Annotated in this window: 20 protein-coding genes; 8 read left to right on the top strand and 12 right to left on the bottom strand. The window is 45.7% G+C overall.

Annotation, left to right across the window (positions count from 1 at the left end):
* Positions 1-87: 87 nt before the first annotated feature.
* Both PN466_RS03955 and PN466_RS03950 read left to right on the top strand, forming a co-directional pair.
* Positions 88-534, top strand: a complete 447-nt coding sequence (locus PN466_RS03955) for a DUF29 domain-containing protein (RefSeq protein WP_271937135.1) — start codon at positions 88-90, stop codon at positions 532-534.
* 31 nt (positions 535-565) lie between these two features.
* On the top strand, positions 566-925 hold the full coding sequence (locus tag PN466_RS03950) for a XisI protein (RefSeq protein WP_271937133.1): 360 nt from the start codon (positions 566-568) through the stop codon (positions 923-925).
* 39 nt (positions 926-964) lie between these two features.
* On the opposite strand, the gene PN466_RS03945 is transcribed toward PN466_RS03950, so the two are convergent.
* Entirely contained in the window at positions 965-1,351 is a 387-nt protein-coding gene (locus PN466_RS03945; RefSeq protein ID WP_271937131.1) for a hypothetical protein, read from the bottom strand.
* 65 nt (positions 1,352-1,416) lie between these two features.
* Positions 1,417-2,328 carry a tetratricopeptide repeat protein gene (locus PN466_RS03940; RefSeq protein WP_271937129.1) on the bottom strand — a complete coding sequence of 304 codons (912 nt, stop codon included), beginning with the start codon at positions 2,326-2,328 and terminating at the stop codon, positions 1,417-1,419.
* A gap of 235 nt (positions 2,329-2,563) precedes the next feature.
* On the opposite strand from PN466_RS03940, the gene PN466_RS03935 reads away from it, so the two are divergent.
* Both PN466_RS03935 and ppsA read left to right on the top strand, forming a co-directional pair.
* Positions 2,564-3,853: a Glu/Leu/Phe/Val family dehydrogenase gene (locus tag PN466_RS03935; protein WP_271937128.1), complete on the top strand. Its 1,290-nt coding sequence runs from the start codon at positions 2,564-2,566 to the stop codon at positions 3,851-3,853.
* A 366-nt stretch (positions 3,854-4,219) separates the two neighbouring features.
* Positions 4,220-6,676, top strand: a complete 2,457-nt coding sequence (gene ppsA / locus PN466_RS03930) for a phosphoenolpyruvate synthase (RefSeq protein WP_271937127.1) — start codon at positions 4,220-4,222, stop codon at positions 6,674-6,676.
* A gap of 168 nt (positions 6,677-6,844) precedes the next feature.
* On the opposite strand, the gene PN466_RS03925 is transcribed toward ppsA, so the two are convergent.
* The 4 genes from PN466_RS03925 to cysK all read right to left on the bottom strand — a co-directional run bounded on the left by PN466_RS03925 (position 6,845) and on the right by cysK (position 11,039).
* Positions 6,845-8,380 carry a mercuric reductase gene (locus PN466_RS03925; RefSeq protein WP_271937125.1) on the bottom strand — a complete coding sequence of 512 codons (1,536 nt, stop codon included), beginning with the start codon at positions 8,378-8,380 and terminating at the stop codon, positions 6,845-6,847.
* A gap of 159 nt (positions 8,381-8,539) precedes the next feature.
* Entirely contained in the window at positions 8,540-9,280 is a 741-nt protein-coding gene (locus PN466_RS03920; RefSeq protein WP_271937123.1) for a TVP38/TMEM64 family protein, read from the bottom strand.
* Positions 9,281-9,375: 95 nt separating this feature from the next.
* On the bottom strand, positions 9,376-10,056 hold the full coding sequence (locus PN466_RS03915) for a J domain-containing protein (protein WP_271937121.1): 681 nt from the start codon (positions 10,054-10,056) through the stop codon (positions 9,376-9,378).
* Between the two features lie 44 nt (positions 10,057-10,100).
* Positions 10,101-11,039, bottom strand: a complete 939-nt coding sequence (gene cysK / locus PN466_RS03910; protein ID WP_271937120.1) for a cysteine synthase A — start codon at positions 11,037-11,039, stop codon at positions 10,101-10,103.
* A gap of 438 nt (positions 11,040-11,477) precedes the next feature.
* Between cysK and PN466_RS03905 the strand changes: the two genes are divergently transcribed.
* Together PN466_RS03905 and nblB are read left to right on the top strand one after the other, a co-directional pair.
* On the top strand, positions 11,478-11,936 hold the full coding sequence (locus PN466_RS03905) for a CBS domain-containing protein (protein ID WP_271937117.1): 459 nt from the start codon (positions 11,478-11,480) through the stop codon (positions 11,934-11,936).
* Positions 11,937-11,997: 61 nt separating this feature from the next.
* Positions 11,998-12,663, top strand: coding sequence for a phycobilisome degradation protein NblB (gene nblB, locus PN466_RS03900; protein WP_271937115.1), 666 nt, complete (start codon positions 11,998-12,000; stop codon positions 12,661-12,663).
* A 225-nt stretch (positions 12,664-12,888) separates the two neighbouring features.
* Here the strand turns inward: nblB and PN466_RS03895 are convergent, their stop codons facing one another.
* The 3 genes from PN466_RS03895 to PN466_RS03885 form a co-directional block, all read right to left on the bottom strand.
* Positions 12,889-13,140, bottom strand: a complete 252-nt coding sequence (locus PN466_RS03895) for a DUF4351 domain-containing protein (protein WP_271937114.1) — start codon at positions 13,138-13,140, stop codon at positions 12,889-12,891.
* Between the two features lie 278 nt (positions 13,141-13,418).
* A complete protein-coding gene (gene polA / locus PN466_RS03890) occupies positions 13,419-16,301 on the bottom strand; it encodes a DNA polymerase I (protein WP_271937112.1) in 2,883 nt (960 codons plus the stop codon).
* A gap of 116 nt (positions 16,302-16,417) precedes the next feature.
* Positions 16,418-17,050 carry a hypothetical protein gene (locus tag PN466_RS03885; protein WP_271937111.1) on the bottom strand — a complete coding sequence of 211 codons (633 nt, stop codon included), beginning with the start codon at positions 17,048-17,050 and terminating at the stop codon, positions 16,418-16,420.
* A gap of 315 nt (positions 17,051-17,365) precedes the next feature.
* Between PN466_RS03885 and PN466_RS03880 the strand changes: the two genes are divergently transcribed.
* The gene (locus PN466_RS03880) at positions 17,366-18,523 is read left to right on the top strand and encodes a ferrochelatase (protein ID WP_271937109.1); all 1,158 of its coding nucleotides are present in this window, start codon (positions 17,366-17,368) and stop codon (positions 18,521-18,523) included.
* 64 nt (positions 18,524-18,587) lie between these two features.
* On the opposite strand, the gene PN466_RS03875 is transcribed toward PN466_RS03880, so the two are convergent.
* Positions 18,588-19,049: a GNAT family N-acetyltransferase gene (locus tag PN466_RS03875; RefSeq protein WP_271937107.1), complete on the bottom strand. Its 462-nt coding sequence runs from the start codon at positions 19,047-19,049 to the stop codon at positions 18,588-18,590.
* A gap of 125 nt (positions 19,050-19,174) precedes the next feature.
* On the opposite strand from PN466_RS03875, the gene PN466_RS03870 reads away from it, so the two are divergent.
* Entirely contained in the window at positions 19,175-22,081 is a 2,907-nt protein-coding gene (locus tag PN466_RS03870) for a spondin domain-containing protein (protein ID WP_271937106.1), read from the top strand.
* 307 nt (positions 22,082-22,388) lie between these two features.
* On the opposite strand, the gene PN466_RS03865 is transcribed toward PN466_RS03870, so the two are convergent.
* Positions 22,389-22,589, bottom strand: coding sequence for a hypothetical protein (locus PN466_RS03865; RefSeq protein ID WP_271937104.1), 201 nt, complete (start codon positions 22,587-22,589; stop codon positions 22,389-22,391).
* Positions 22,590-22,745: 156 nt separating this feature from the next.
* Positions 22,746-24,062 carry an ATP-binding protein gene (locus PN466_RS03860; RefSeq protein WP_271937102.1) on the bottom strand — a complete coding sequence of 439 codons (1,317 nt, stop codon included), beginning with the start codon at positions 24,060-24,062 and terminating at the stop codon, positions 22,746-22,748.
* Positions 24,063-24,075: the final 13 nt, after the last annotated feature.

Raw genomic sequence — 24,075 nt, 5'->3', positions numbered from 1 at the left:
TAATCGCCCCGTAACCTTTACAAGCCCGTATTACTACTTCAAAAATGTCTGCTATAATATTACCGGTTTAAAGGTTAGATGAACAGAATGGAAACCCATCTTTATGAAACCGATTTTTATGGTTGGCTGATGCAGCAATCTCACCTCTTAAAAACCGGTGAATTCAAACAGTTAGATATTACCAATCTAGTTGAGGAACTGCAATCCTTGGGCAAACAGCAGCGTCAAGAACTCAGAAATCGTTTAGGCGTATTATTGGGACATTTCTTAAAGTGGCAATTTCAGCCCGAAAGACGCAGTAAAAGCTGGAAATCAACCATTCGAGAACAGCGCCGGGAAATTGTGCGCCTGATGAAAGAAAATCCCAGTCTGAAACCCTATCTCGAAGAAGCGATGCTCTCTGGTTATCAGTCGGGATTAGATTTAGTCGTGCGCGAAACCCCTTTAGATTATCCAGATTTACCCGAAGATTGTATCTATAGTTTTGAACAAGTCTGTAATCCTGATTTTCCCGAATTCTTGAATGAGATTTAACCATTGTCACCAGAAATGAGGAAATCGTCCAATGGATAACCTAGAGCAGACTTCAAAAATAAAAATCGAAAACTATCGAGAAATTATCCAAACTTTTCTCCGCAAGTACGCCAGTTACAAACCTTCCCATGGAGAAATTGAAATTCAAACTCTCTTCGATACCCAAGAGGATCATTACCAAGTTTTGGGAGTGGGTTGGGATGGTAAACAACGGATTTATGGTTGCTCGATCCATCTCGATATTAAGAATGGCAAAATATGGCTACAACTGAATAATACAGCATTAGATGTTGCCCAAGAATTGGTTGAGATGGGGGTGCTGAAAACTGATATTGTGATTGCATTTCAACCGCCATCGATCCGAGCAGTTTCCGGTTATGCGATGGGGTAAACTAGCGATAGAGTAAATGAAAAGTTAGATATTACCAATTCATTTTGATAAGCGGAAACTTAAGCCGACTGGAAAGTTGAATGTATTCTCAAATGCTTTCGATAGGGGAGTAGAGATAACTTTCATTAAACTGCTACCACCCTTTTTGTTGATTCCAATAGTCGCCAAACCCCCTTCAAATTCCAATAAGCAGCAGTATTTAGATACGAGTAATTTTATCCCTTCTAATTCAAGATTATCAACAATTAAAGTCCAAATTTCTAATAAATCAGTTGGGGTAGTGTAATCTCTGTAGGATGAGTTCGCTTCTAACTTAGCGACTACCTCACTTAATCGAGATACTGAAAGTTCTAACTGGGATAATCGTGCCTGAATATCCCTCAATACTTCATTAACTGGTTGGCTAGTCTCAGTGTTGTTATTCATTATGCAACCTCTTTATTATATATAGTTGATTGAAATGTGCGACTCGTTTCCCTTACAACCCAAAATCACTGCTCTAACTCTCGCACCCGTTGTAATAATTGAGCCGCCATCATCGCCCACTGTTGATTGCCTTCTGTCTCATAGAGTTTCTGTGCAAACGCTAACACCCGTTGTGCTTCTTGATAATCTTGTTGTTCTATAAACACTAATCCAGCGCCATAATAGGCATTCCCATAATTAGGATTGGCTTCAGCTGCTTTTCGGAAGGCATTCAGCGCTTCATCCAGTTGCCCTTGTTGTAATAAAATGGAGCCGATCGCATAATAGGCTTGGGCATATTCTGGATTTTTGTCCACTGCCTGACGGAACCTCTCCATCGCTGGGGTTAATTGCCCTTGTTCTTGATAAATCAAACCTGAATAATAATAGGGTTCTGGAGCAGTGGGAGAAAACACCATGGCTTGCTTAAATGAGGCGATCGCCGCCGTCCTATTTCCCTGTAACTTTTGTACCAATCCCAGATTGTAATGCCCCACTCCCAACTTTGGATCGAGCTGGACTGACATTTGCAAATAGTCCTGAGCCTGTTGTAAATTACGCCCTTCCAAAAGTGCTGCCCCTAAATTCGCGTAGGCGATCGCGAAATTCGGATCGATCTGAATGGCTTGGTGGAAGGCACTCGCCGCTCCTTGAAGATCCCCCCTTTGCCGCAGCGCTAGACCTAAATTATACGAAGCTGGAGCTAAATTGGGGCCTAACCGTGCTGACTCTTGAAACGCGGAGATCGCCCGTTCCACCTCTCCCATTTGAATCAACTGCAACCCTTGATTTAAATACTCCACTGCCTGAGAGTTAACCTCAACCTGAGCCAACTCGATAGGATCGAGCGATCGCGCTACGCTACTAGAGAATAAAGTGGCGATCGCTGTTGCACACCAAAAACCAACCCACCACCGATTACCAAAACCCATCATCATTAATCGTCTCATTCAGGGAACTGTGCCCTAATAGAACTCAATTTTTCCTGGTATAGCACACTTTGCACCAGTGACGGGTAAGGTGCGCAGGAGAAGGGGAGACCAGGATTATGAGAACTTTGTTAAATAATGTCAAATTGTTACGAGTTTTACTGTTTTTTGTTTTTCTTTATAAAACTGAGCTAACGTAAAACTATAAGGTTGAATTAACACCATTCATAAGAGGTAAACTCTGATGATGCCATCCTCAGTTAAGATGCCCCAGCCTCCCACTCCGGCTCATATTTGCCCGATGGATCGCACCTGTAGTTACTTACAGCAAGCCGGTTCCGAACTCAACATCGATCGTGGCATCCTGACCGTTTTGGAAAATCCCCGCAAAGTTGTCACCGTTTCCATTCCCGTTAAGCTTGATACCGGAGAAGTGCAAGTTTTGGCGGGACACCGGGTTCAACATTGCGATGTTCTCGGTCCTTACAAAGGCGGAACTCGCTATCATCCCTCCGTCACCTTGCAAGAAGTCTCATCTTTGGCCATGCTGATGACCTGGAAATGTGCCTTACTGGGCATTCCCTATGGTGGAGCGAAAGGCGGTATTGCCCTTGACCCCCATCAATATAGTGTCGGTGAGCTAGAGCGCATTACCCGCCGCTATACCAGCGAACTAATTAAAGACATTGGCCCAGCCGTCGATATTCCAGCTCCAGATATGGGAACTTCGGCGCGAGAAATGGCTTGGATGATGGATACCTATTCCATGAATGTCGGTCATGCGGTTCCTGGTATTGTCACCGGTAAACCCCTCTCTGTCGGTGGTTCTAAGGGACGACAACAGGCAACGGGTCGAGGTGTGATGATTGTGGTGCGCGAAGCTTTGGCGCAACAGGATAAACCGTTGGCGGGTGCTTCCGTGGTCATTCAAGGTTTCGGGAATGTTGGAGGTGCGGCGGCTCTGTTGTTCCATCAAGCAGGCGCTAAAGTGTTGGCAGTTTCCAATGTCTCCGGTGCTATCTTTGCAGAAAATGGCTTAGATATTCCGGCGTTGCGTAAGCATGTGGTCGAAAATCATGCCCCGATGAACAACTTCCCAGGCGGTGAATGGATTACCAATGAGGAACTGTTAACCTTACCCTGTGATGTCTTGATTCCAGCAGCTCTCGAAGATCAGATCACGGAAGAAAATGCCCCTCGAATTCAGGCAAAAATTGTGGCAGAAGCGGCCAATGGCCCGGTCACGCTGGTGGCGGATCAACTGTTGCACAGTCGCGGCATTATGGTTTTACCCGATATCTTAGCTAATGCTGGCGGTGTAGTCGTCAGTTATCTGGAATGGGTACAAGGTCAGTCCTATGTATTCTGGGATGAAGAACGGGTAAATCAAGAGATGGAAGGCTTGATGGTACGGGCGTATCATCGGGTTTATGAAACGTCTCAACAACGGGGAATTCCGTTGCGGTTAGCGGCGTATACCTTGGGTGTCGGTCGTGTGGCTCAGGCTCTGAGCGATCGCGGTTTATATCCGTAATTTACTTCTCATTTTTCCCTCAATTTCTAACTCGACAATTTTAGTCTACTTTAAAATTCTTTTGCTAGAATTGAGATAATCACTTTTGAAATCGTTTTTTAATATTCGGGGATCGTTTTTTCAGCCCCTTTTATCCTATTCCATTTTCAGGTAAAGATTCCCGGCAGAGATGGCGTTGCTTCCCATTCCCTACCCCATGAATAAATTCTTGGAATCTTTACCGCTTTGATTCAATAGGCAAAAATCTCCCCAACCCCCCTTTTTAAGGGAATTAATCGATGTAGCACACAGCAGCAGGCTGTAACTATTGCCTGTTGCCTATTCCCTTTTGCCTCTATTATTCCAGTTTTGGGAGCGATCAAAAAAATGTTGAAAACTGTTGATTTAACAAACGCTTATACCGAAAAATCTAAAGCTTTGGTATTGTGGAAGGAAAACGCTTTTATCCTTTGGTTCGATCAAGTCGGTTTAGAAGATATTAGGTTAGTGGGCGGTAAAAATGCGTCGCTAGGAGAGCTAATTCGTCAGTTAACCCCCAAAGGAATTAATGTTCCCCAAGGATTCGCCATTACAGCCCATGCTTATCGTTATTTTATCTCTTCGGCGGGTTTAGAGCCGCAATTGCGGGAACTGTTGACGGATTTGGATGTGGATAATATCGTATTGTTGCGTCAGCGAGCCAAACAAGTGCGATCGCTCCTTCTCAACACCCGATTCCCCAAAGAGATCGAAATGGCGATCGCCGTCGCCTATAAGCGCTTAGGGGAACTCTACGGTCATACTCCCGATGTGGCAGTACGCTCTTCAGCCACCGCAGAAGATTTACCCGATGCCAGTTTTGCCGGTCAACAGGACACCTATCTGAATATTTCCGGCTTAAAAGAGGTCATCAAGGCGGTTCATCGCTGTTTTGCCTCCCTGTTTACCGATCGCGCCATCTCCTATCGCACCCATAAAGGCTTTGACCATTTTGACGTTGCCCTCTCTGTGGGCGTGCAAAAAATGGTACGCTCTGACCTAGCGACTTCCGGAGTGATGTTCTCCATCGATCCGGAAACGGGATTTAAGAATACGGCACTGATTACCGCTTCCTATGGCTTAGGAGAAACCGTGGTGCAGGGCGCGGTAAACCCGGATGAATATCTGGTGTTTAAACCCACATTGCGGGAAGGGTTCAAGCCGATTTTGCAAAAACGCCTGGGTCGTAAAGCGATTAAAATGGTCTATCGTCACGATGGCAATCAGGCAACTAAGATTGTGCCGGTTCCTTTGATACGACAACAACAGTTTGCCCTCAGTGATGAGGAGATTCTCAAATTAGGCGATTGGGCTGTGATGATTGAAGATCATTACTCTAAATTGCGCCAAACCTATACGCCTATGGACATTGAATGGGCGAAAGATGGGCAAACGGGACACTTATTTATTGTCCAAGCGCGGCCAGAAACGGTGCAGTCCCAGAAGTCAAGCCAGGTTTTACGCCATTATCAGTTGAAAGAACAAGGCGAGCTGTTGGTGCAAGGTCGAGCAGTGGGAGAGGCGATCGCCTCAGGCCCGGCACGGGTGATTCTAGATGTGTCACAAATCGATCAATTCCAATCCGGGGAAGTGCTGGTTACCCATCGCACCGATCCAGATTGGGAACCGATCATGAAGAAAGCCAGTGCGATCGTCACCAATACGGGGGGACGAACGTGCCATGCCGCCATTATTGCTAGGGAAATGGGGATTCCCGCAGTGGTGGGTTGCGAAAAAGCCACGGAGCGGTTAACCAATGGTCAGGAAATTACCGTCTCCTGTGCAGAAGGAGAACAGGGCAATGTTTACGCCGGTTTGTTACCCTTTGACGTGCAAGAAACGGTGTTAGATGAACTGCCGAAAACCCGCACGCAGATTCTTATGAATGTGGGCAATCCAGAGGAAGCTTTCCGGTTGTCAGCCATTCCCTGCAATGGCGTGGGTTTGGCTCGCCTAGAGTTCATCATTGCCAATCAAATTAAGACCCATCCTTTGGCGCTCCTGCACTTTGAGGAACTCGAAGATCTGGATGTAAAAGCCGAGATTGAAGAGCTTACCGCCCACTATCCCTATAAGCCCGATTTCTTTGTCGATCGGTTAGCCTATGGTATGGGGGCGATCGCGGCTGCCTTTTATCCCCATCCCGTGATTATCCGCCTTTCGGACTTCAAGAGTAATGAATATGCCAATCTTTTAGGCGGTCGTCAATTTGAACCCCAGGAAGAAAACCCCATGATTGGCTGGCGCGGAGCCTCCCGCTATTACGACCCCCATTATCGGGAAGCCTTTGCCTTAGAATGCCAAGCCTTAAAACGGGTTCGCGATGAGATGGGATTAGTGAATTCCATCCCCATGATTCCCTTCTGTCGGACTCCAGAAGAAGGGCACAAGGTGTTAGCAGAAATGGCAAAACATGGACTGAAACGGGGTAAACATGGCTTGCAAGTTTATGTGATGTGCGAGTTGCCGAGCAATGTAATTTTAGCCTCGGAATTTGCCCAAGTCTTTGACGGTTTTTCCATCGGTTCCAACGATTTAACCCAACTGACATTAGGCTTAGATCGAGATTCTGGCTTAGTTGCACCCTTGTTTGACGAACGCAATGAAGCCGTGAAACGAATGGTGAAAATGGCCATTGAAACGGCGAAAGCAGAAGGGCGTAAAATCGGCATCTGCGGTCAAGCACCCAGTGATTATCCAGAGTTTGCCCGCTTTTTAGTGGAGTTAGGCATTGATTCAATTAGTTTGAATCCGGATTCGGTGTTGAAGACGATGTTGGATATTGCCGAACTTGAGCGCGGATAGTTGGTGTGTCGATCCACTAGAAACCGGGTTTCTTGTTTATCCTCTCGTTAGTCGCCTAAACTTTCATAGAAACCCGGTTTCTTCCCAGTGCGATCGCAAAACTGGGTAATTTGGCGATCGCCAATCGAAATTTGAATCGGCAGAGGTTGAGTGCTATCGTTATTTCCCCTACGAGAGTTTGGTGAGGAAACTGAGGAGTTTTTTGGTTTTAGGAGTCAAGAGAGTTCTTTTGTAGGCATCGGCAGCTTTTTTGAGAGCTTCGGCTTGAGTAGGATAGGGATGAATGGTGCTAGAAAGTTGACTTAAACCGATTTTAGCCGCGATCGCCGTGGTCACTTCGCTAATCATATCCCCTGCATGACGAGCCACAATAGTTGCACCGACAATTTTATCAGAACCTTGGCGATAGTGAATTTTAACGAAGCCTTCCGTCTCTCCATCGGCGATCGCCCGATGTACACTACTCATTAATACCTTAATCGTTTCAATTTCAATACCCTTCTCTTGCGCTTCCCGCTCATAAAGTCCCACATGGGCAATTTCTGGATCGGTATAAGTCGCCCAAGGCATAATGAGATCGCTTAATTTCGATTTCCCCAACCCAAATGGAGAAAACAACGTATTCTTAATGACGATTCGTGCCGCCGCATCGGCCGCATGGGTGAATTTCCAACTCATACAAATATCGCCAGCCGCATAAATTTTCGGATTCGTCGTTTGTAAATAATCATTCACTTTCACCCCTTTGCGGTCATAGTCCACCCCAACTCCTTCTAGATTCAAGCCTTCCACATTGGGGGCACGACCTGCACCGGCTAAAATTTCATCCACAACTATCGGATAGGATTCCTGTTTTCCTTGGCTGGAAACATAAATCACTTTACCTTCTGGAGTAGATTTTACCCGTTGAATCTGACTCTCTAAAATCAGTTGAATTCCTTCTTGTTTAAACTGCTCTTGAATAATTTCCGCTGCATCCGGATCTTCCCGGTCTAACAAATGTCCCTTATTGTGAAATAAAACGACTTGAGCGCCTAAACGGTGGAACGATTGGGCCAATTCACAACCAATCGGCCCACCCCCAATTACGGCTAACCGTTTCGGGCATTCCGTGAGATTAAATACGGTTTCATTGGTCAAGAACCCGACTTCTTCTAACCCTTCAATTTTCGGACGAACAGCCCGGGCACCAGTAGCAATTACAGCTTTCTTAAAAGGTAGCGTTTTCCCGGCAACTTCCAGAGTTGAATCACTGGTAAATCGCCCTTCTCCTAAAAACACATCAACTCCTAAACTCTGGAATCTTTGCGCCGAATCATCGTGGCTAATTCCGGCACGAAGTTTCCGCATCCGTTCCATAACTTGGGCAAAGTTAATATTAATCTCTTCTGAGGGATAAATACCAAAACTAGGGGCATTGCGGATATCTTCCACCACACGAGAGGAGCGAATCACACATTTAGAAGGTACGCAACCCACGTTTAAGCAATCTCCTCCCATTAAGTTCTTTTCTACCAAAGCGACTTTTAAGCCGACATCTAATCCTGCTGCTCCCGCAGCGACGACTAACCCGGCAGTTCCCGCACCAATGACGACTAAATCATATTGTTCTGCGGGGGTTGGATTAAGCCAATCTTGGGGATGAACCTGATCAATTAATTGTTGGTTATATTGATCGATGGGGGATAAGTTTAGGGATGACATTGTTTTGAGTAGGGGAATGGGGAAATTGATTAGACTTCTTGCAGAAGTCAGGGAATCAAAGAATAGGGATAAGAATACAGAATCACTCCATTGCTATTTATTTTCTATCCACTTATGCAAGAGGTCTATTGAATTCACATCAGACCTAATGGTTCATTTTTAATGGTTTTCAATTGCTCCATCTAAGGCTTTACGGGCAATGCGGGTAACATAAAGGGTAACGGCAACTGTGGCAATAAATCCAATAATCCGCAATGTCCAAGTAATGGTTGGGTTAGAGGGTTGATCGCCTGTGCCAATCGTGGCCAAATTGCCGGCTAGGGAGCCAATATAAACATACATGATTGTGCCGGGAATCATGCCAATGGAACCGATAAAGTAATCTTTGAGGGAAACTTGGGTTAATCCATAGGCGTAGTTGAGCAGGTTAAAGGGGAAGACTGGAGAGAGTCGAGTGAGGAGAACAATTTTTAAGCCTTCTTCACCAACGGCTCGATCGATCGCACTAAATTTAGTATTACCTTCGATTTTCTTGGCGATCCAATCCCGTGCTAAGTAGCGTCCCACGAGAAAAGCAGCGGTTGCACCTAGGGTTGCGCCAATAAACACATATACCGAACCAAAAGCAACTCCAAAGACGACTCCTGCACCCAGGGTAAGGATAGAACCAGGCAGGAAGGCGACAGTGGCGACAATATAAAGGAGAATAAAGGCGATCGCCCCAATTGGGCCGAGGTTTTCAATGCTCTGTAGGGCAGAGCGTAGGAGTTCTTGAGGGTTAAATCCCGTGCTGTTGGTGAGATCTTGGGCAAATACGGGGCTGCTGGTGACGAGGAGCGCGATCGCCCCGATGGCCAACAGGGAGAAGAATTTGCGAATGGTTAGATGGCGATCGATCATCAATCAGAGGTTCCATAGGACTTTACGATTTATCCTCCCATACTACTCTGAGGAACTCCTGAGAATGCCCTTGAACATTATATTGTTAACGGTAATCAAGCGTCAGCATAAACCTCTTGTAGGGCATCTTGGGCTTCTTGACGCAATCCACGGGCAATGCGGAACAGTTCTAGCCCAGTATGCAAATAATGTTCGTCATAGTTGTAAGGAAACCAGGAGAACTCCTCAAGTCCATCACTGACTTGATTGAGGCAATGATAGAGATGGGCGGCAATGCTGGCAATTGGCCCAGGATTAGGGAGTGAACGAAAGTGCTGTTGGGCTTCCTCCAATAAGGAACGACAATTTTCTAAATACAGTTGAAAATTTTCCAGTAATTGATCGTCAAAGGGGTCGGCAGAAAGGTCATCAATTTCTGCTTCTATGGAGTCGAGAATCTCGATTAAGGAAAGATTGACGGGATGATAGACTCTTGAGAGCCATTGTTGCCAATGTCGATCTGGATCTAGGGGGTTTTTGGCGGAACGGGTGGGGGATTGGGGGGATTTGGGGCGATCGCCCCTTTGACCATAAGGAAAGTGTTGGCGATCGTACACTCGGCGACTGTGGGAATCGCTGAGGGTTTCATAGGCCAGATTAATCTCCACGATCCGGTTTTTATCACCGACCGCTTGATTGAGATCCGGATGATAGAGTTTCACCAAACGGCGATACGCTTGGCGAATTTCCTCTGAAGTCGCCGTTGGCTCAATTTCTAGGGTTTTATAGTAATTCACACCCCTCTTCCCCATTCCCGCCTCCCTATGTCTCGAATGTCTCCCTATTCCGGGTCTTGGAATAAGGGGGTACTCAGATAGCGCTCGCCAAAACTCGGCTGAATGACCACAATTAACTTACCCTCATTTTCTGGGCGCTTGCCAACTTGGATCGCAGCGCAGACTGCAGCACCACTAGAAATTCCAGAAAGTAAGCCTTCTTCCCTGGCTAAACGGCGACCATAAGAGATCGCCTCTTCATCGGAAACCGTTACGACTTCATCAATTAAATCTACTCTTAAAACTTCTGGCACAAATCCAGCTCCAATCCCCTGAATTTTATGAGGCCCCGGTTGTCCACCGGATAAGACTGGGGACGTTTGCGGTTCCACGGCGATCGCCTGAATCTTCTCGTTTTTCTTCTTCAGCACCTCGGCAACCCCCGTAATGGTGCCCCCAGTCCCTACACCAGAAATAATCATATCCACCTGGCCATCCGTATCAGCCCAAATCTCCTGGGCCGTGGTTTTGCGGTGAATCTGGGGATTGGCTGGATTTTGAAACTGCTGCAACATATAAGCATTGGGGGTTTGTTCTACCACTTCCATTGCTCGACGGATACATCCTCCCATTCCCTCTGAGCCTGGAGTCAGGACTAATTCTGCCCCATAAGCCTTTAACATCGCTCGCCGTTCTGCACTCATGGTTTCCGGCATTAATAAGATTAATCGATATCCTCGTGCAGCAGCCACCATGGCCAACGCAATCCCTGTATTCCCAGATGTGGGTTCGACCAACACGGTCTGGTCTGGAGCAATTAACCCCTCTTTTTCCGCCGCATCAATCATATTGACTCCAATGCGGTCTTTGACTGAGGAAGCTGGGTTCATACTTTCGAGTTTAACCACAATTCTGGCCCCACAGCCCTCTGCTTGCGGGATGCGGTTCAGTTGAACCAAGGGTGTATTTCCTACTAATTTGGTGATATCTTGTGCGATTTTCATGTTGAACCGGTGAAATGATTAGCGATTAGATAGAGAACATCTTGCCCATTGTCCCAAAGCCTATGGACAACGTGCAAGTTACAGCGCTTTGCTCTGTGATGGGGAGATAGGGGGATGGGGTAATAGGGGGAGTGAACAGCAAACTCAATCTAGCTTTGAATTATTCTAGCTCTCTTTAAAAACTGCCATTTAATGTGCTGCATAGCGGAGGAAACTGCTGTATGTCCTGGGAACGAGGAAATAGGCAATAGTCTTGTGGGACTTAGCTTTGAGAATTAAATTAAATCCATTTTACGTTGCCAATTTTCCAGCCAATTGGCAGTTCAATTAACAAGAAGGGGGAAATGGGTCATTACTTCCTCATCTCCCCATTTCCCCATTTCCCCATTCCTCCTATAATAGTTAAACTCAATACCAAATTGTTGGGAGAGGCCCCTAATGCCGAAAACTGTCGCTGATGTCATGACCGCAAATCCTATGGTGGTTCGCCCGGATACTTCCTTGAAGGAGGCGATTCACCTGTTGGTGGAACACCGTATTAGTGGTTTACCCGTCGTCGATGCAGAGGGTAAGCTGATCGGAGTGATCTCAGAGACAGATTTGATGTGGCAAGAGACGGGGGTGGAGCCGCCGCCCTATATTATGTTGTTGGATAGTGTGATTTATTTAGAAAATCCATCAACCTATGAGAAGGATTTGCGTAAGGCGATGGGTTTGACGGTGGGTGAGGTGATGAGCGATCGCCCAATTTCAGTCACGGGCGATCGCTCGTTGCGTGATGCCGCTAAGGTAATGCAAAAACATAATATCCGCCGTTTACCGGTTTTAGATGATGCCCAGGAGTTGGTGGGTATCCTTACCCGAGCAGATATTTTGCGGGATCTCTTGGAGGCTTAGAGTTAAGTTCTTCTGTTTTGTGTATCGATCGGATTTGCCCTATTGAGAGTATTGGAAGTCTATGAGTGTAACCCCTGAATCAGTTCAGCAATTATTAGATTCGGAAAATTATGGCGATCGCCTACGCGGGGTGAATCAATTGCGTCTGCTCGATCCAGCCGTGGCGTTTACTAAGATTCAAGCCTTAGCCATCGATAGTAATGTGCGGGTGCGCTATGCAGCGATCAGTCAGTTATCGACGGTGGGAGAGGTCAATCGAGAGGAAAGTTTAAATATTTTACGCGATCGCCTGGAAAACGATCCAGAAATTGATGTCAAAGCGGCAGCGGCTGATGGCATTGGGGCGTTGCGCTTAACTGAAGGTTATCCGGATCTAGAACAAGCCTATGGCAATACGGAGGAATGGCTGTTGCAGATGAGTATCGTCGCAACCTTGGGAGAATTGGGCGATCCTCGTGCCTTAACCTTACTCAAAGTAGCCCTCAACTCCCCTACAGATTTAGTCCGTTCGGCAGCCGTCAGTTCTGTGGGAGAATTAGGCGATCCTGAAGCTGTGGAATGGTTATTTCCCTTAGTTGACGATCCCGATTGGCAAGTTCGCCACCGTGTCGCTCAAGCATTGCACGGTTTAGGGGGAGAAGGAGAAGGGGTAGAGTCTGCCCTGAATCGACTCGCTCAAGATCCGGTGGATCAAGTGGCGATCGCTGCCAAAAACACCTACTCCTAATCTAATTTTTTCAATTGATATTCAGTCCAAAGTATCAGTATCGATACCGTGCTTTGTGCTGTAAAGGTTTGCTTCATAGCAGAGTGAAACGCTGTTATGGAGTACAGCATAACTGTCTCATGCATTAATAAAGGGCTGAACTTGCGTTCCCTGTTCTTTCAGCAAAAGGCTTTAATCTACCTTATAAGAGCTAACACTGCTGTATCATCGAGGAATGGGACTGAGCTAGGAAACACTGAGGGGAATTTTTCTCGCTGTCCGCTCTAACCACAATTCCAAGTCATTAGAGTCCGAGAACTTCAGCAGAGCAATGGATAGATCCTCTAGAGCAGACAGAGAGAGGGCCTCAATTTCTTCCTGTAAATAGGGCTTAACTGCTCCAATTTTCCAAGGCAGTTGGTGCAAAATCATTGCCACTGCTTGCTCATGCTTACCTTTTTCTCTGCCTTCTTCCATCCAATGCATAATGCTTGCCATGATTCGATCTCCACTTTTATTTTTAATCTTGAGTTATTCGGCTTCAGGAAGAACACCAACTCAGTAAATGATCTGCTCTCAACGCCCAGTTGCTTCTGGATCGTTTACTGTTGATAGATTAAATTCTTCCAGCGATCGCCACTTGAACTAAGTCGTATTGTTATCCATATTTAAGCATAATCTCTTTTCTACAAAATTGCAATCACTTTACGTTGAATTCCTTTTAACGATTAATGCTATTTTTCTTCACTGCCCCCTGAAAGGAAGTCCTGCGTGAATTACTTAGCCTCCATCCAACTTTTTCCTTGATGAATTTCTACCGCCAAAGGAATTTTTAAAGAAACCACATGTTCCATCGTCTCTTGAATTTTCAACGAGACTTCATCCCATTCCTCTACTGGCATTTCCAATACTAATTCATCATGAACTTGCAGCAGCATCCGCGCCTCATAGGAACGTAAAACTTCATCTAATTTCACCATTGCCATTTTAATTAAATCGGCGCTCGAACCTTGAATGGGTGCATTGGCGGCTGCTCGCAATAATTCCGCATCCCTTTTTCCCGGTTGTATTTCTTCCCAGCTAATCTCCTCTAGAGGTTGTCCGCGTAAGCGCATTACATCAGATGATTCAAACTCAAAATAGCGCCTTCTCCCCAAAATGGTTTCCACAAAACCTTGACTAATCGCCTGTCTTTTTGTAGATTCCAAATACTCAAACACTTTGGGATATTGGCGATTAAATCGCTTAATAAAATCATTACCTTCTCGCACACTCACTCTCGCTTCCCTAGCAAATCGTTGCGCCCCCATGCCATAAATGACCCCAAAATTAATCACTTTCCCTAAACGGCGCTCTTCCGAGGTTATCTCCTGGCGATCAAATAGCAACTGAGCGGTAACTTTATGAACATCGTGCTGATTTTGATAGGCATCTACCAGAATTGGATCGCCACTTAAATGGGCTAAAAGTCTTAACTCAATTTGGGAATAATCAGCCGCGACTAACGTCCATCCCAACTGAGGAATAAATGCTTTTCGGATTTGGCGGGAAAATTCAGTACGAATGGGAATATGTTGTAAATTCGGGTTAGAAGAAGATAAACGTCCTGTGCTGGTAACCGTTTGGTTAAAATCCGTATGCACTCGTTGGGTTTGGGAATTTACCAATTTGGGCAGAGCATCCACATAGGCGGATTTTAATTTATGTAACGTGCGGTACTCTAAAAGTTCCTTAACCACTCCCGTTGTATCCTCCGGTTGCAGTTTTTCTAAAGTTGCTGCATCTGTGGAATATCCAGTTTTGATTTTGCGGCCTTTGGGCAGTTTTAGTTTATCAAATAACAAGGCACTGACTTGCTTGGGGGAACGTAAATTAAATTTTTCACCAGCAGCTTTATAGGCTTTTTCTTCAATGGTTTTGAGTTGAGTATTCAATGGCTCGGAGAGAGTTTTTAGATAATCCTTATCGATACAAATACCCCTCCACTCCATCTCGGCTAAAATCGGTTCTAATGGCAGTTCAACCTCCTTTAAGAGCTGCTGAAGTTTTGGGAATTGGCTGATTTTTTTTGCAAAGATCGGGGCAAGTTGAAACGTGACATAGGCATCCATGCCACAGTATTTCGCAACCAAGGAAATATCGATATCAGCAATGGTTTGTTCCTTGCGAACGAGTTGCTCGTAACTTTGGGAAATGATGTCTAATTCTTGTTGAGCTAAAGCACTGAGGCTATGATTTCGATCAGGATTTAAGACATAACTGGCAAGCAGTGTATCGAGAATAACACCTTGGAGATTAATGCCTTGATTTTTAAGAATTAAACGGTCAAATTTTGCATTTTGCAGGACTTTGGCATAGGCGGGATCTTCAAGTATTGGGTGCAGGAGATCTAAGGTGTATTTCTTGTCTAGATTTTGTCCTCGTTTATGCTTGAGGGGGATATAGGCAACAGTCAGGGTTTCATCCTGCTGAAAACAGCATCCTAAACCGACTAATTCTGCATCTCGTGGTTCTAATGCTGTGGTTTCCGTATCCCAAGCAACAGGATGTTGGGGATCTTGGCAGGTTTTGAGTTTTGCAATTAACTCAGTTAGTTTCTGCTCATCATCAATAATAATTGGGGTAAAGGGTAACTGATTTTGAGCTTGCGCGGCTTCCGTTTCTGCTGCGCTCCAAAAATCGAGGGCTTCATCTACAATCTGAGCCTCAGCTTCTCCCACTTCTTGAGCTTTACCCCCTAACAGAGTTTGGAAGTGATTCAGTTTTGGGCGAAAAGTTTCTAATTCTAAGCGTTGGAATAACTCAGATGGGGCTTGAGGAGCAAAGCCTTGCAGATGACAATCATCTAGGGTGAGATCGAGGGGAACTTCAGTGGTGATTTGGGCTAAAAATTGGGAATGGTATGCATCATCTCTACCGGCGATTAACTTCTTTTGCATCGCGCCTTTCATTTGATCTACCGATGCATAAATCCCATCCAATGTGCTGTACTCTTGCAGCAATTTCACCGCAGTTTTCTCCCCAATGCCTTTAACCCCAGGAATGTTATCTGAGGAGTCACCACAAAGGGCTTTATAATCCACAATTTGGCTGGGATGAACGCCCATTTTTTCTTTCACTTGTGCTGGATAAAATTCATGGGTTGCGCTATCGCGTTTCTGGCTACCTCCAGCAAGATACAAAACGCTGATGAGCTTTTCCGAATTGACGAGTTGGAATAAATCGCGATCGCCGGTTAGGATCTTCACCTGATATCCTGCTTGAATCCCTCGCTCTGCTAACGCTGCCAGCACATCATCCGCTTCATAACCGGCACAAGTGGCAATAGAAACCTGGAGAGCCGCTAAAATCTGCTGTAGGTTTTGCAGATCGCCAATAAAATCCTCTGGAGTTTCCTGACGGTTGGCTTTATAGTTCACATCCGCTTGATGGCGAAACGTGGCTTCAGCGCGATCGAATGCTACGGCTAAGGCTTGGGGATGTTCTTTTTCGAGGACTTCAAACATCGACTTCAAAAAGCCAAAGCAGACACTGGTAGGGATACCACCACGGGTTTTCAGCCCTCCATCCCGCCCTTTAGAAAAGGCATAATAAGCACGGAAGGCTAAGGAATGTCCATCAATGAGCAGGAGGAGGGGACGAGGGGAATTGGCAACCACAGTGAGAATTCAAATGATGTGTTACGGGGATTATAGCAATTTACGACTGCATATATGAATATAATAACTGGGCAATGAGTTTTGCTCTCACAGCTACTCTTTCCTTTGCTTTTTCTTTACATTGAGACTTGAGAAACATTAAACGTCACTCGATGTTTTTTCAAGTGCTTGTAAGAACAGAAGAGGGGATCGTCTTTTCGTTTTTGACACAGTTCGTTCACGAACTCCCACATCACCTGGCAATCTTCTTTCAACACGTCTTCAAAATACTCTGTTCCGGTTGGTGAAATAATTTTGAATGTTGCCGAGGAGGGATTGGGGAAGAAAAGCTCTCTCATTAATCTTGTACTAGATGACGAGGCATACCCAATGATCCAAAGTGAGTAGATGATACCCAGGGCACAATAACTCGGATTACGCCAAGTGGGTGGCAAAATGCCAATCAATTTTACCTGTGGTTGTTTTAATGCCGTCGTAATAGGACTACTTATCCGGGCAAATTGGGTTTCACTAATCTTGCCATTCGCTCGAAACTTGATGGCAGCCACTTGTTTCCACTTATAACCGGGTGCGTCCAATAACTGATATTGATGAGGAAACATCCAACTGGCACTATCGATACTCTTAAATGAAGCATGGGTTTCTCTAGTAATTTGCTCTAGAAGAGGATTGTTATGACCCAATAGCAAAAAATCAAGCTCGCCTACTTCATTAATATCACCACTAACCAGTTCAATATTTAAGTTCATGGGAATTGTAGAGAAACTTTATAGAACTTTTATCTTCTATGGAGTACAATTCTAATCCTTAGACACTAAGCAATGCAAGCTATTGCTAGAGAGACTGTTGCTTGTTGCCGAGCGCAAAGCGCTATAACAGTTAATTAAATGGGGATGGATATGGTCTCTAATTTGCTGACACAACTGCTAATCTTTATAAAATGTTTAGCTTTGTGCCTTTTCCCTGTCTCCTATTGCTAGCGTGCTTATTGCTAGAGTCCCTATCCCCCCCAGGGGGATGCTACCCTAGAAAAATGTGATCTTAAACCCACTGAGGAAACAGCCGTGGTTGCAACTCCAGAAAAATACTCAGAACAAACACCAGTTGGCGATCGCCAGCCCCCTCGCGTTGCCGTTCTGTTAATGGGCTATGGTGAAGTGGAAAGTTATGCCGACTTTGCCAACTATAACGAACAAGCCCTAAATCTGCTCACCGCTAAGTTTGCACCGGTTCCGACTTGGATCTATCCCCCGTTAGCCAAACTCCTCGCGATCTTTGATTTCCATGAATGGAGTCATCAGCATGGTAATTTCATTTCCCCCCACAATGCCATTTTTGAGCGTCAGCGAGCTGGAATTGAGGAACATTTACAGCAAAAATGGGGCGATCGCATTAAAGTCTTTAAAGCCTTTAACTTTTGCGCTCCCTACCTTCCTGAGCAAGTTCTAGAACAAATTAAGGCAGAAGGGTTTGATAAACTGCTGATTTATCCCCTACTTGTTGTTGATTCCATTTTCACCAGTGGTATCGCTGTTGAACAAGTCAATCAAGCTCTGGCAAAAGAAGAGGGTAGCGAGCATTGGGTGACAGGAGAGCGCTATATTCCCTCATTTTATAACGAGCCAGACTACATCAACCTCATGGCTCAAGTAGTGGAGGAGAAAATCGCCCAGAAATTGCGCGATCGCATTTTACCCTCCCAAATTGGTATTGTTCTCATGAATCATGGCTGTCCCCACAAAGCCAAAGGCTTCACCTCCGGTATCACCGAAAGCCAAACCCTCTATGAATTGGTGCGGGAAAAACTGATTTACAAATATCCCTTGATTTCTGTAGGTTGGCTCAACCACGATACCCCCCTGATTGAATGGACTCAACCTGACGCTAAACTGGCAGCAGAAAACCTGATTCAGCTTGGTGCAAAGGCGATCGTATTTATGCCTATTGGTTTCGTCACCGAAAACCACGAAACCCTACTCGATGTTGAGCATATTATCGAAGCCTTACAGCGCCAATACTCCAACATTACCTATATTCAAATGGAGTGCGCTAACGATCATCCAGAATTCCTACATATGGCTGCCCATTGGGCAGATCCCCACATTGAAGATCTGCTCTCAGAAGAAGCGTTATCGGTGAATACCCAACTCACCGTTGAGCATCATCACCACCACCATCATCATCACGATCGCGATCAGGGTCATCATCACCATCATCATTAATTAAACGATTCCATGAATCGCTAAAAAGTAAGGGTGTAAAAAGCCACCCTTACTTTTCTTGGTATTAGCACTTCAACTCAACCAAATCGCGCTCAAATTTTACTCCTTTGCGCTCAACCATTTCCGTATCATAGACTTGAAAGCCAAACTTCTTAAACAGACCGACACTAAACAGACTCGCCTCAGCATAAAATCGTTTTATTTCCTGACTTTTCCCATAGTCTAAAACGACCCTCATCAAAGCACTACCAATCCCTTGATGCAAACAATCATAACGCACATAGACTGAAGTAATATACCCATCATTTCCTATGCCTGCAAAGCCTAAAATACCGGTCTCATTCACCGCAACAAACGTTGTAACATCTAGAATAAACTGACGGAAAAAGTGTTCACTTAACCCAAAAGCAGCCCAGGCTTGGGTCTGCTCTAAGGTATAATACTCGAGTCCATGGGTCTGAACCGTTTGATAGTAAAGATCTGCCAGTTCTGGTAGATCCGATTCTTGAGCAACTCGAATATTCATCAACGATAACAATAGTATTAATGCTCTGCATCGCCAAATTGCTCCAGCGATTCCTGCCGAGACTGTACAATTGTATTGTGACCTAGATTCTGCGGATTTCATATACCTAGTGAGGAGAAACAACCATGCCTCTCAATCAAGTTACCGTCACCATCGAAAATGCTGCCCCTAATTTAGGAACCAGCCTCACCCCCTTCTGGGTGGGTTTCCATAATGGTCGTTTTGATACTTACGATCGCGGAGCACCCGCCTCACCCGGACTAGAACAATTGGCAGAAGATGGGAATAACAACCTCATCAGTCAAGAATTTGCCAACAGTGGCTTCGGCAACCTCGACGCAACCATTGGCAGTGCCCCCATTCCCCCCGGAGCCACCGTCCGCCAAACCTTCAACATTGATGCCTCTCAAGGTCGCTACTTTAACTACGCCTCTATGATCTTGCCGAGTAACGATACCTTCGTTGCCAACGGCAATCCCCTCGTCCACGAAATTTTTGATGCCAACGGCAACTTTGTCGGTGCTGATATCCTGATTTCCGGTTCCCAAGCCCTAGATGCCGGAACCGAAGTCAATGACGAAATTCCAGCCAACACCGCCTTTTTTGGCCAAACTACTCCTAACACCGGAGTCGATCAAAACGGAACCATTCAGCTCGCCACAGGTTTCAATCCAGTTGGCAGCGGCGGCATTCTCGACGACTCTCGGTTTACCAACGCCGACTATACCGCTGCCAACTATCAAATTGCTCGCATTCGAGTCACCTCCAATCCCTCCGCGCGCCTCTCCTCCGTACTCACCGGCGCTCAAGAAGTGCCCCCCACGACTTCTAATGCCACCGGTACTTCCCAACTCATCCTCAATGAATTTGGCGATGCACTCAGTTACGAACTCAACGTCTCCGGTCTGGATTTCGGTCAAATTATTAACGGTACGCCGCAAACCGCAGATCCCAATGATGATGTAACCCGCATCCACATTCATAATGGTGCTCGTGGGGCAAATGGTCCCGTCGTCTTTGGTTTAGTCGATCTCATTACTGCTGCCAACAACGGTCAAGATAGCGACGATCTGCAAATTACCCAAAACGCCAATGGTTCAGTAACCCTACGCGGCATTTGGGAAGAGAGCGATTCTGCTTCCACTCCTCTGAGCCAGTTTGTCAGCAGCATTCAGACCGCGCAAAATGGGGCAGATATTCCTCTCTACTGGAATGTGCATACTACCGGATCTCCAGCCGGTGCCATTCGAGGTCAACTGCAAGATGGCAATGGCACCTCTCAAACCGTGAATGGCTTACAAACCCAAACCATTACCCTAGGATCTAACCAATCTCTCGCCGTGAATGCCGGCGGACGGCTTGATGTTGAAGGTACAGCCGTTGCGGTTAATGCCGCCGCCCAAAACGTCAGCATTAACGTGCAAGCCAATGGACTCGTCGATGGGAGTTTTAACGGCGTTAACTTTGCCAATGGCGGACAATCTCAAGGAACGCTAACCAATAATGGCATCATTACCAGTGCCAGTCGGGCCGTCAACTTAGGCGGACTCTCCAATCAAATCATCAACTCCGGGCAAATTGTTACCACAGCCAATCCTCGCAACGGCACCATTTATTCCGACCAAACAGCCCGAGGATTTTCGATTAGCAATACGGGGAGCGGGTTAATCGACACCGGTAGCGGCAATCAAGGCGATGCCATTTCCCTGCAACTCGGTGCGAGTGTTACTGGCGGTATTACCAATGCCGGTACAATCTTCGGTCGAGGTCCGAGAAGCTCGACCACCAATAGCGAATCTTCTGCCATTCGCCTCTATTGGGGCAACGAGTCCGGTTCTCCCGCTTCAATTTTCACCGGGAATATTACCAACTCGGGTACGTTGTTTGCCGAACAAGGAAGCGCCGTGCTTGTCGAAAATCAAACCATCCTCAATGGTGAAATTCGTAACAGTGGCACGATTTACGGCGGTTTCCGGGGCATTAATTTTGCTAATGGCGGCAGCTCTGGCGGCAGCGTGGTTAATGAGACCGGCGGGCAAATTTTGGGGAACGGACGGGCAATTAATATCGGAGGCGGAGGAGTTTCCGTGCAAAATGCCGGGCAAATCCGCACCTTTCAAACGCCATCGGATGGAGTGATTTATGGAGACCAAACCGCAAGAGTCATTGTCATCGATAATCAGGCTTCTGGGGTTATCGACCTCACTTCTGGGACTCAGGGAGATGCAATCTCGTTGGAACTCGCTGCTAGTGTCAATGGTGCCATTGTCAATTCGGGAACGATTTCTGGAGCGGGTGCGATTAGCTCCACGACCAATAGTCAATCTTCAGCCATTCGCCTCTATTGGGGCAACCAAACCGGAGTTCCGGTTTCTGTGTTTAATGGCAGTATTGGTAATTCCGGTCAACTGACTTCCGAACAAGGGGCGACTATTTTGATTGAAGACCAAACTCAGTTAAATGGCTTGATTATTAATACGGGTCTGATTCAAGGTGGGAGCAGCGCTACAGGAACTTTAGCCATTGATACGCAGAATGCAGAAGGAGTTGTTGCAGCTATCAATACGGGTTTAATTAATGGGGATTTCTTGCTCAGTGCTGGCAGTGACTTTTATGAGGGGACTCAAGGCAGTTTGTTTGGTTCTGTCATTGGTGGCAATGGTGGGGATACTCTGCTCGGTGGAGCTTCTAATGATAGCTTTATTGCTGGAGCTGGCAATGATTCTCTCAATGGAGGTGGCGGTACTAATCTCTTAATTGGGGGAACCGGTTCCGATACCTTAATTTCTGGCAATGGCATTGATATTTTTGCCTTTGGTGCAGACTTGCTACAAGATCCAACGGCAGATATTGATGTGATTGCTAACTTTACGGCGGGCGATGTCTTGGACTTCAATCAATATTTAGGTGCTGGGGGCAGAATTTCTTCAGTACAAACCATCGGAGGCAATCTGAATGTTCTCTTGAGCAGCAATGATTCGATTTTGATTGGTGGCGATATTGCTGCTGCTTCTAGCCAAATTGTTATCTGATCGTTGGAGAGGTAGCAGCCAGCAATAAGATCGCGCGACCTGAAATGTTGTCTAAACTGATACTATTTCTCTATGAAGTTGCGCTTAATAAGGCATCAACCAAGTAGTCCCATCCAGTAATCGAAGAGATCGTTACCTTATCGAAGGAATCAAGGACTTGTGAAAGCCTTTGCTGTAGGCTTTTCAGGTTTTTACAGTTCTGCCATCTGATACCCTTTCCCATGAAGCTGCGCTTCATGGGAAAGGGTATCAGTGTTAAGTGTTGAAATATAAAGGGTTGGTATTGAATGCTCTAGATGGAGTTTATCTAGCTCATGGATGAGCCACTGCGATCATAAGCGTCACGAACTCCGCCAACGGGTTTACCTTGAATGTTATTCCAGTAGTCACCGGTTTGATCGAGTCCAACTTCAGCAGCGGAGCGGTTGAGCATGGACTGTTGGCGGTTTTTCACGAGGTGATGGTGGCGGTTCATTAAAGCACGAGCTTGATCGTTAGTCGATAACATAATCGTTTCTCCAGTTGTTTTATTAAGTTCTTTTTCTCCTACCTTTCTAATTATATCAAATATTTTTGTATTCAAGGCTACAAAAATTCATTTTTTAACAAAAATTAATGATTATACTCAGAGAGGCAACCCCCGATGGATAGACACAGAGGAGCTCTATATGGGGATTTCAACGATCAACTCTGTTCCCTGACCCGGTGTAGAGTGACAATAAAGTTTACCCTGGTGTTGTTCAGTAATGATTTGATAGCTGACGTAGAGTCCGAGTCCATTATGGTGTTGTTTGCCTAACTTCGTGGTAAAAAAGGGCTGAAAAACTTGCCTTTGCAGAGCTTCTGATATCCCTACTCCATTATCAGCAATACCAAGCCTCACCCATTGCTCATCAATACAGGAAGTGGAAATGCGTAAGATTTTCTCTTCTACAGACTGTTCTTCTAAAGCATCGATCGCATTATTCAAGATATGCATCATTGCCTGGTTCAGTTGTCGAGGATAGCAGGAGACTAAAGGAAGGTTGCTATATTCACGGATAAGGGTAATCTGGGGGCGATCGCCATCGGGATTGAGGCGATGTCCCAAAAACAATAAACTACTCTCAATGCCTTCGTGTAAATCCACCGTTTTGTAATCCGATTCATCCAAGCGAGAAAATTTGCGCAGAGATTGCACAATGGTTTGAATTCGATCAATGCCCACTCGACTAGACTTGAGCAATTTCTGAAGATCTGCACTCAAAAACTCTATATCGAGCGTCTCAACCAAGTTTTGTATGGTTTCCGGTGGACTTGGATACTGATGTTGGTAAGCTTGAGTCAGGTTCAGTAATTCTTGTGAATACTCTCCCAAATGATGCAAATTGTCCTGAATGAATGCTGTAGGATTATTGATCTCATGGGCAACCCCTGCAACCAACTCTCCCAAGGCTGACATTTTAGCACTTTGAATAAGTTGAGCTTGTGTCTGTTGAAGATGTTTTAACTTTAATCTCAATTCCATCTGAGAGATTACCTGTCGTCCTAAAGTTCTCAAAGCCTGCAATTGTTCATCAGTCAGATTACGGGGGACGCGATCGATTGCACAGAGCGTACCCAGTGTATATCCATCGGGGGTGACGAGGGGAGTCCCCGCATAAAACCGAATATTCGGATCTGAAGTAACTAAAGGATTGGTTGCAAACCGCTCATCTTCTAGAGTATTTGGGATAACGAGAAGTTCATCGGGTTGATTAATCGCATGAGCACAAAACGCAATGTCTCTAGGCATTTCCGTGGCATCCACACCCACTTTTGACTTAAACCACTGCCGATTTTGATCGACCAAACTCACCAGAGCGATGGGAGTCTCACAAATGTAGGCAGCCAGTTGGGTGAGATCGTCAAAAGCGTCTTCTGCGTCAGTGTCTAAGATGTCGTAATTCTCTAATGCCTGCAAGCGCTCAGGTTCATTACTGGGAATTGGTGGAATCTTCATTGAACTCAGAAAT

It is taken from the genome of Roseofilum reptotaenium CS-1145 (genome assembly GCF_028330985.1).
In the GTDB taxonomy this organism is placed as follows: Bacteria; Cyanobacteriota; Cyanobacteriia; order Cyanobacteriales; family Desertifilaceae; genus Roseofilum; species Roseofilum reptotaenium.
The sequence above is the reverse complement of the archived record's forward strand: the minus strand, read 5'-3'. Positions and strand labels throughout refer to the sequence as shown.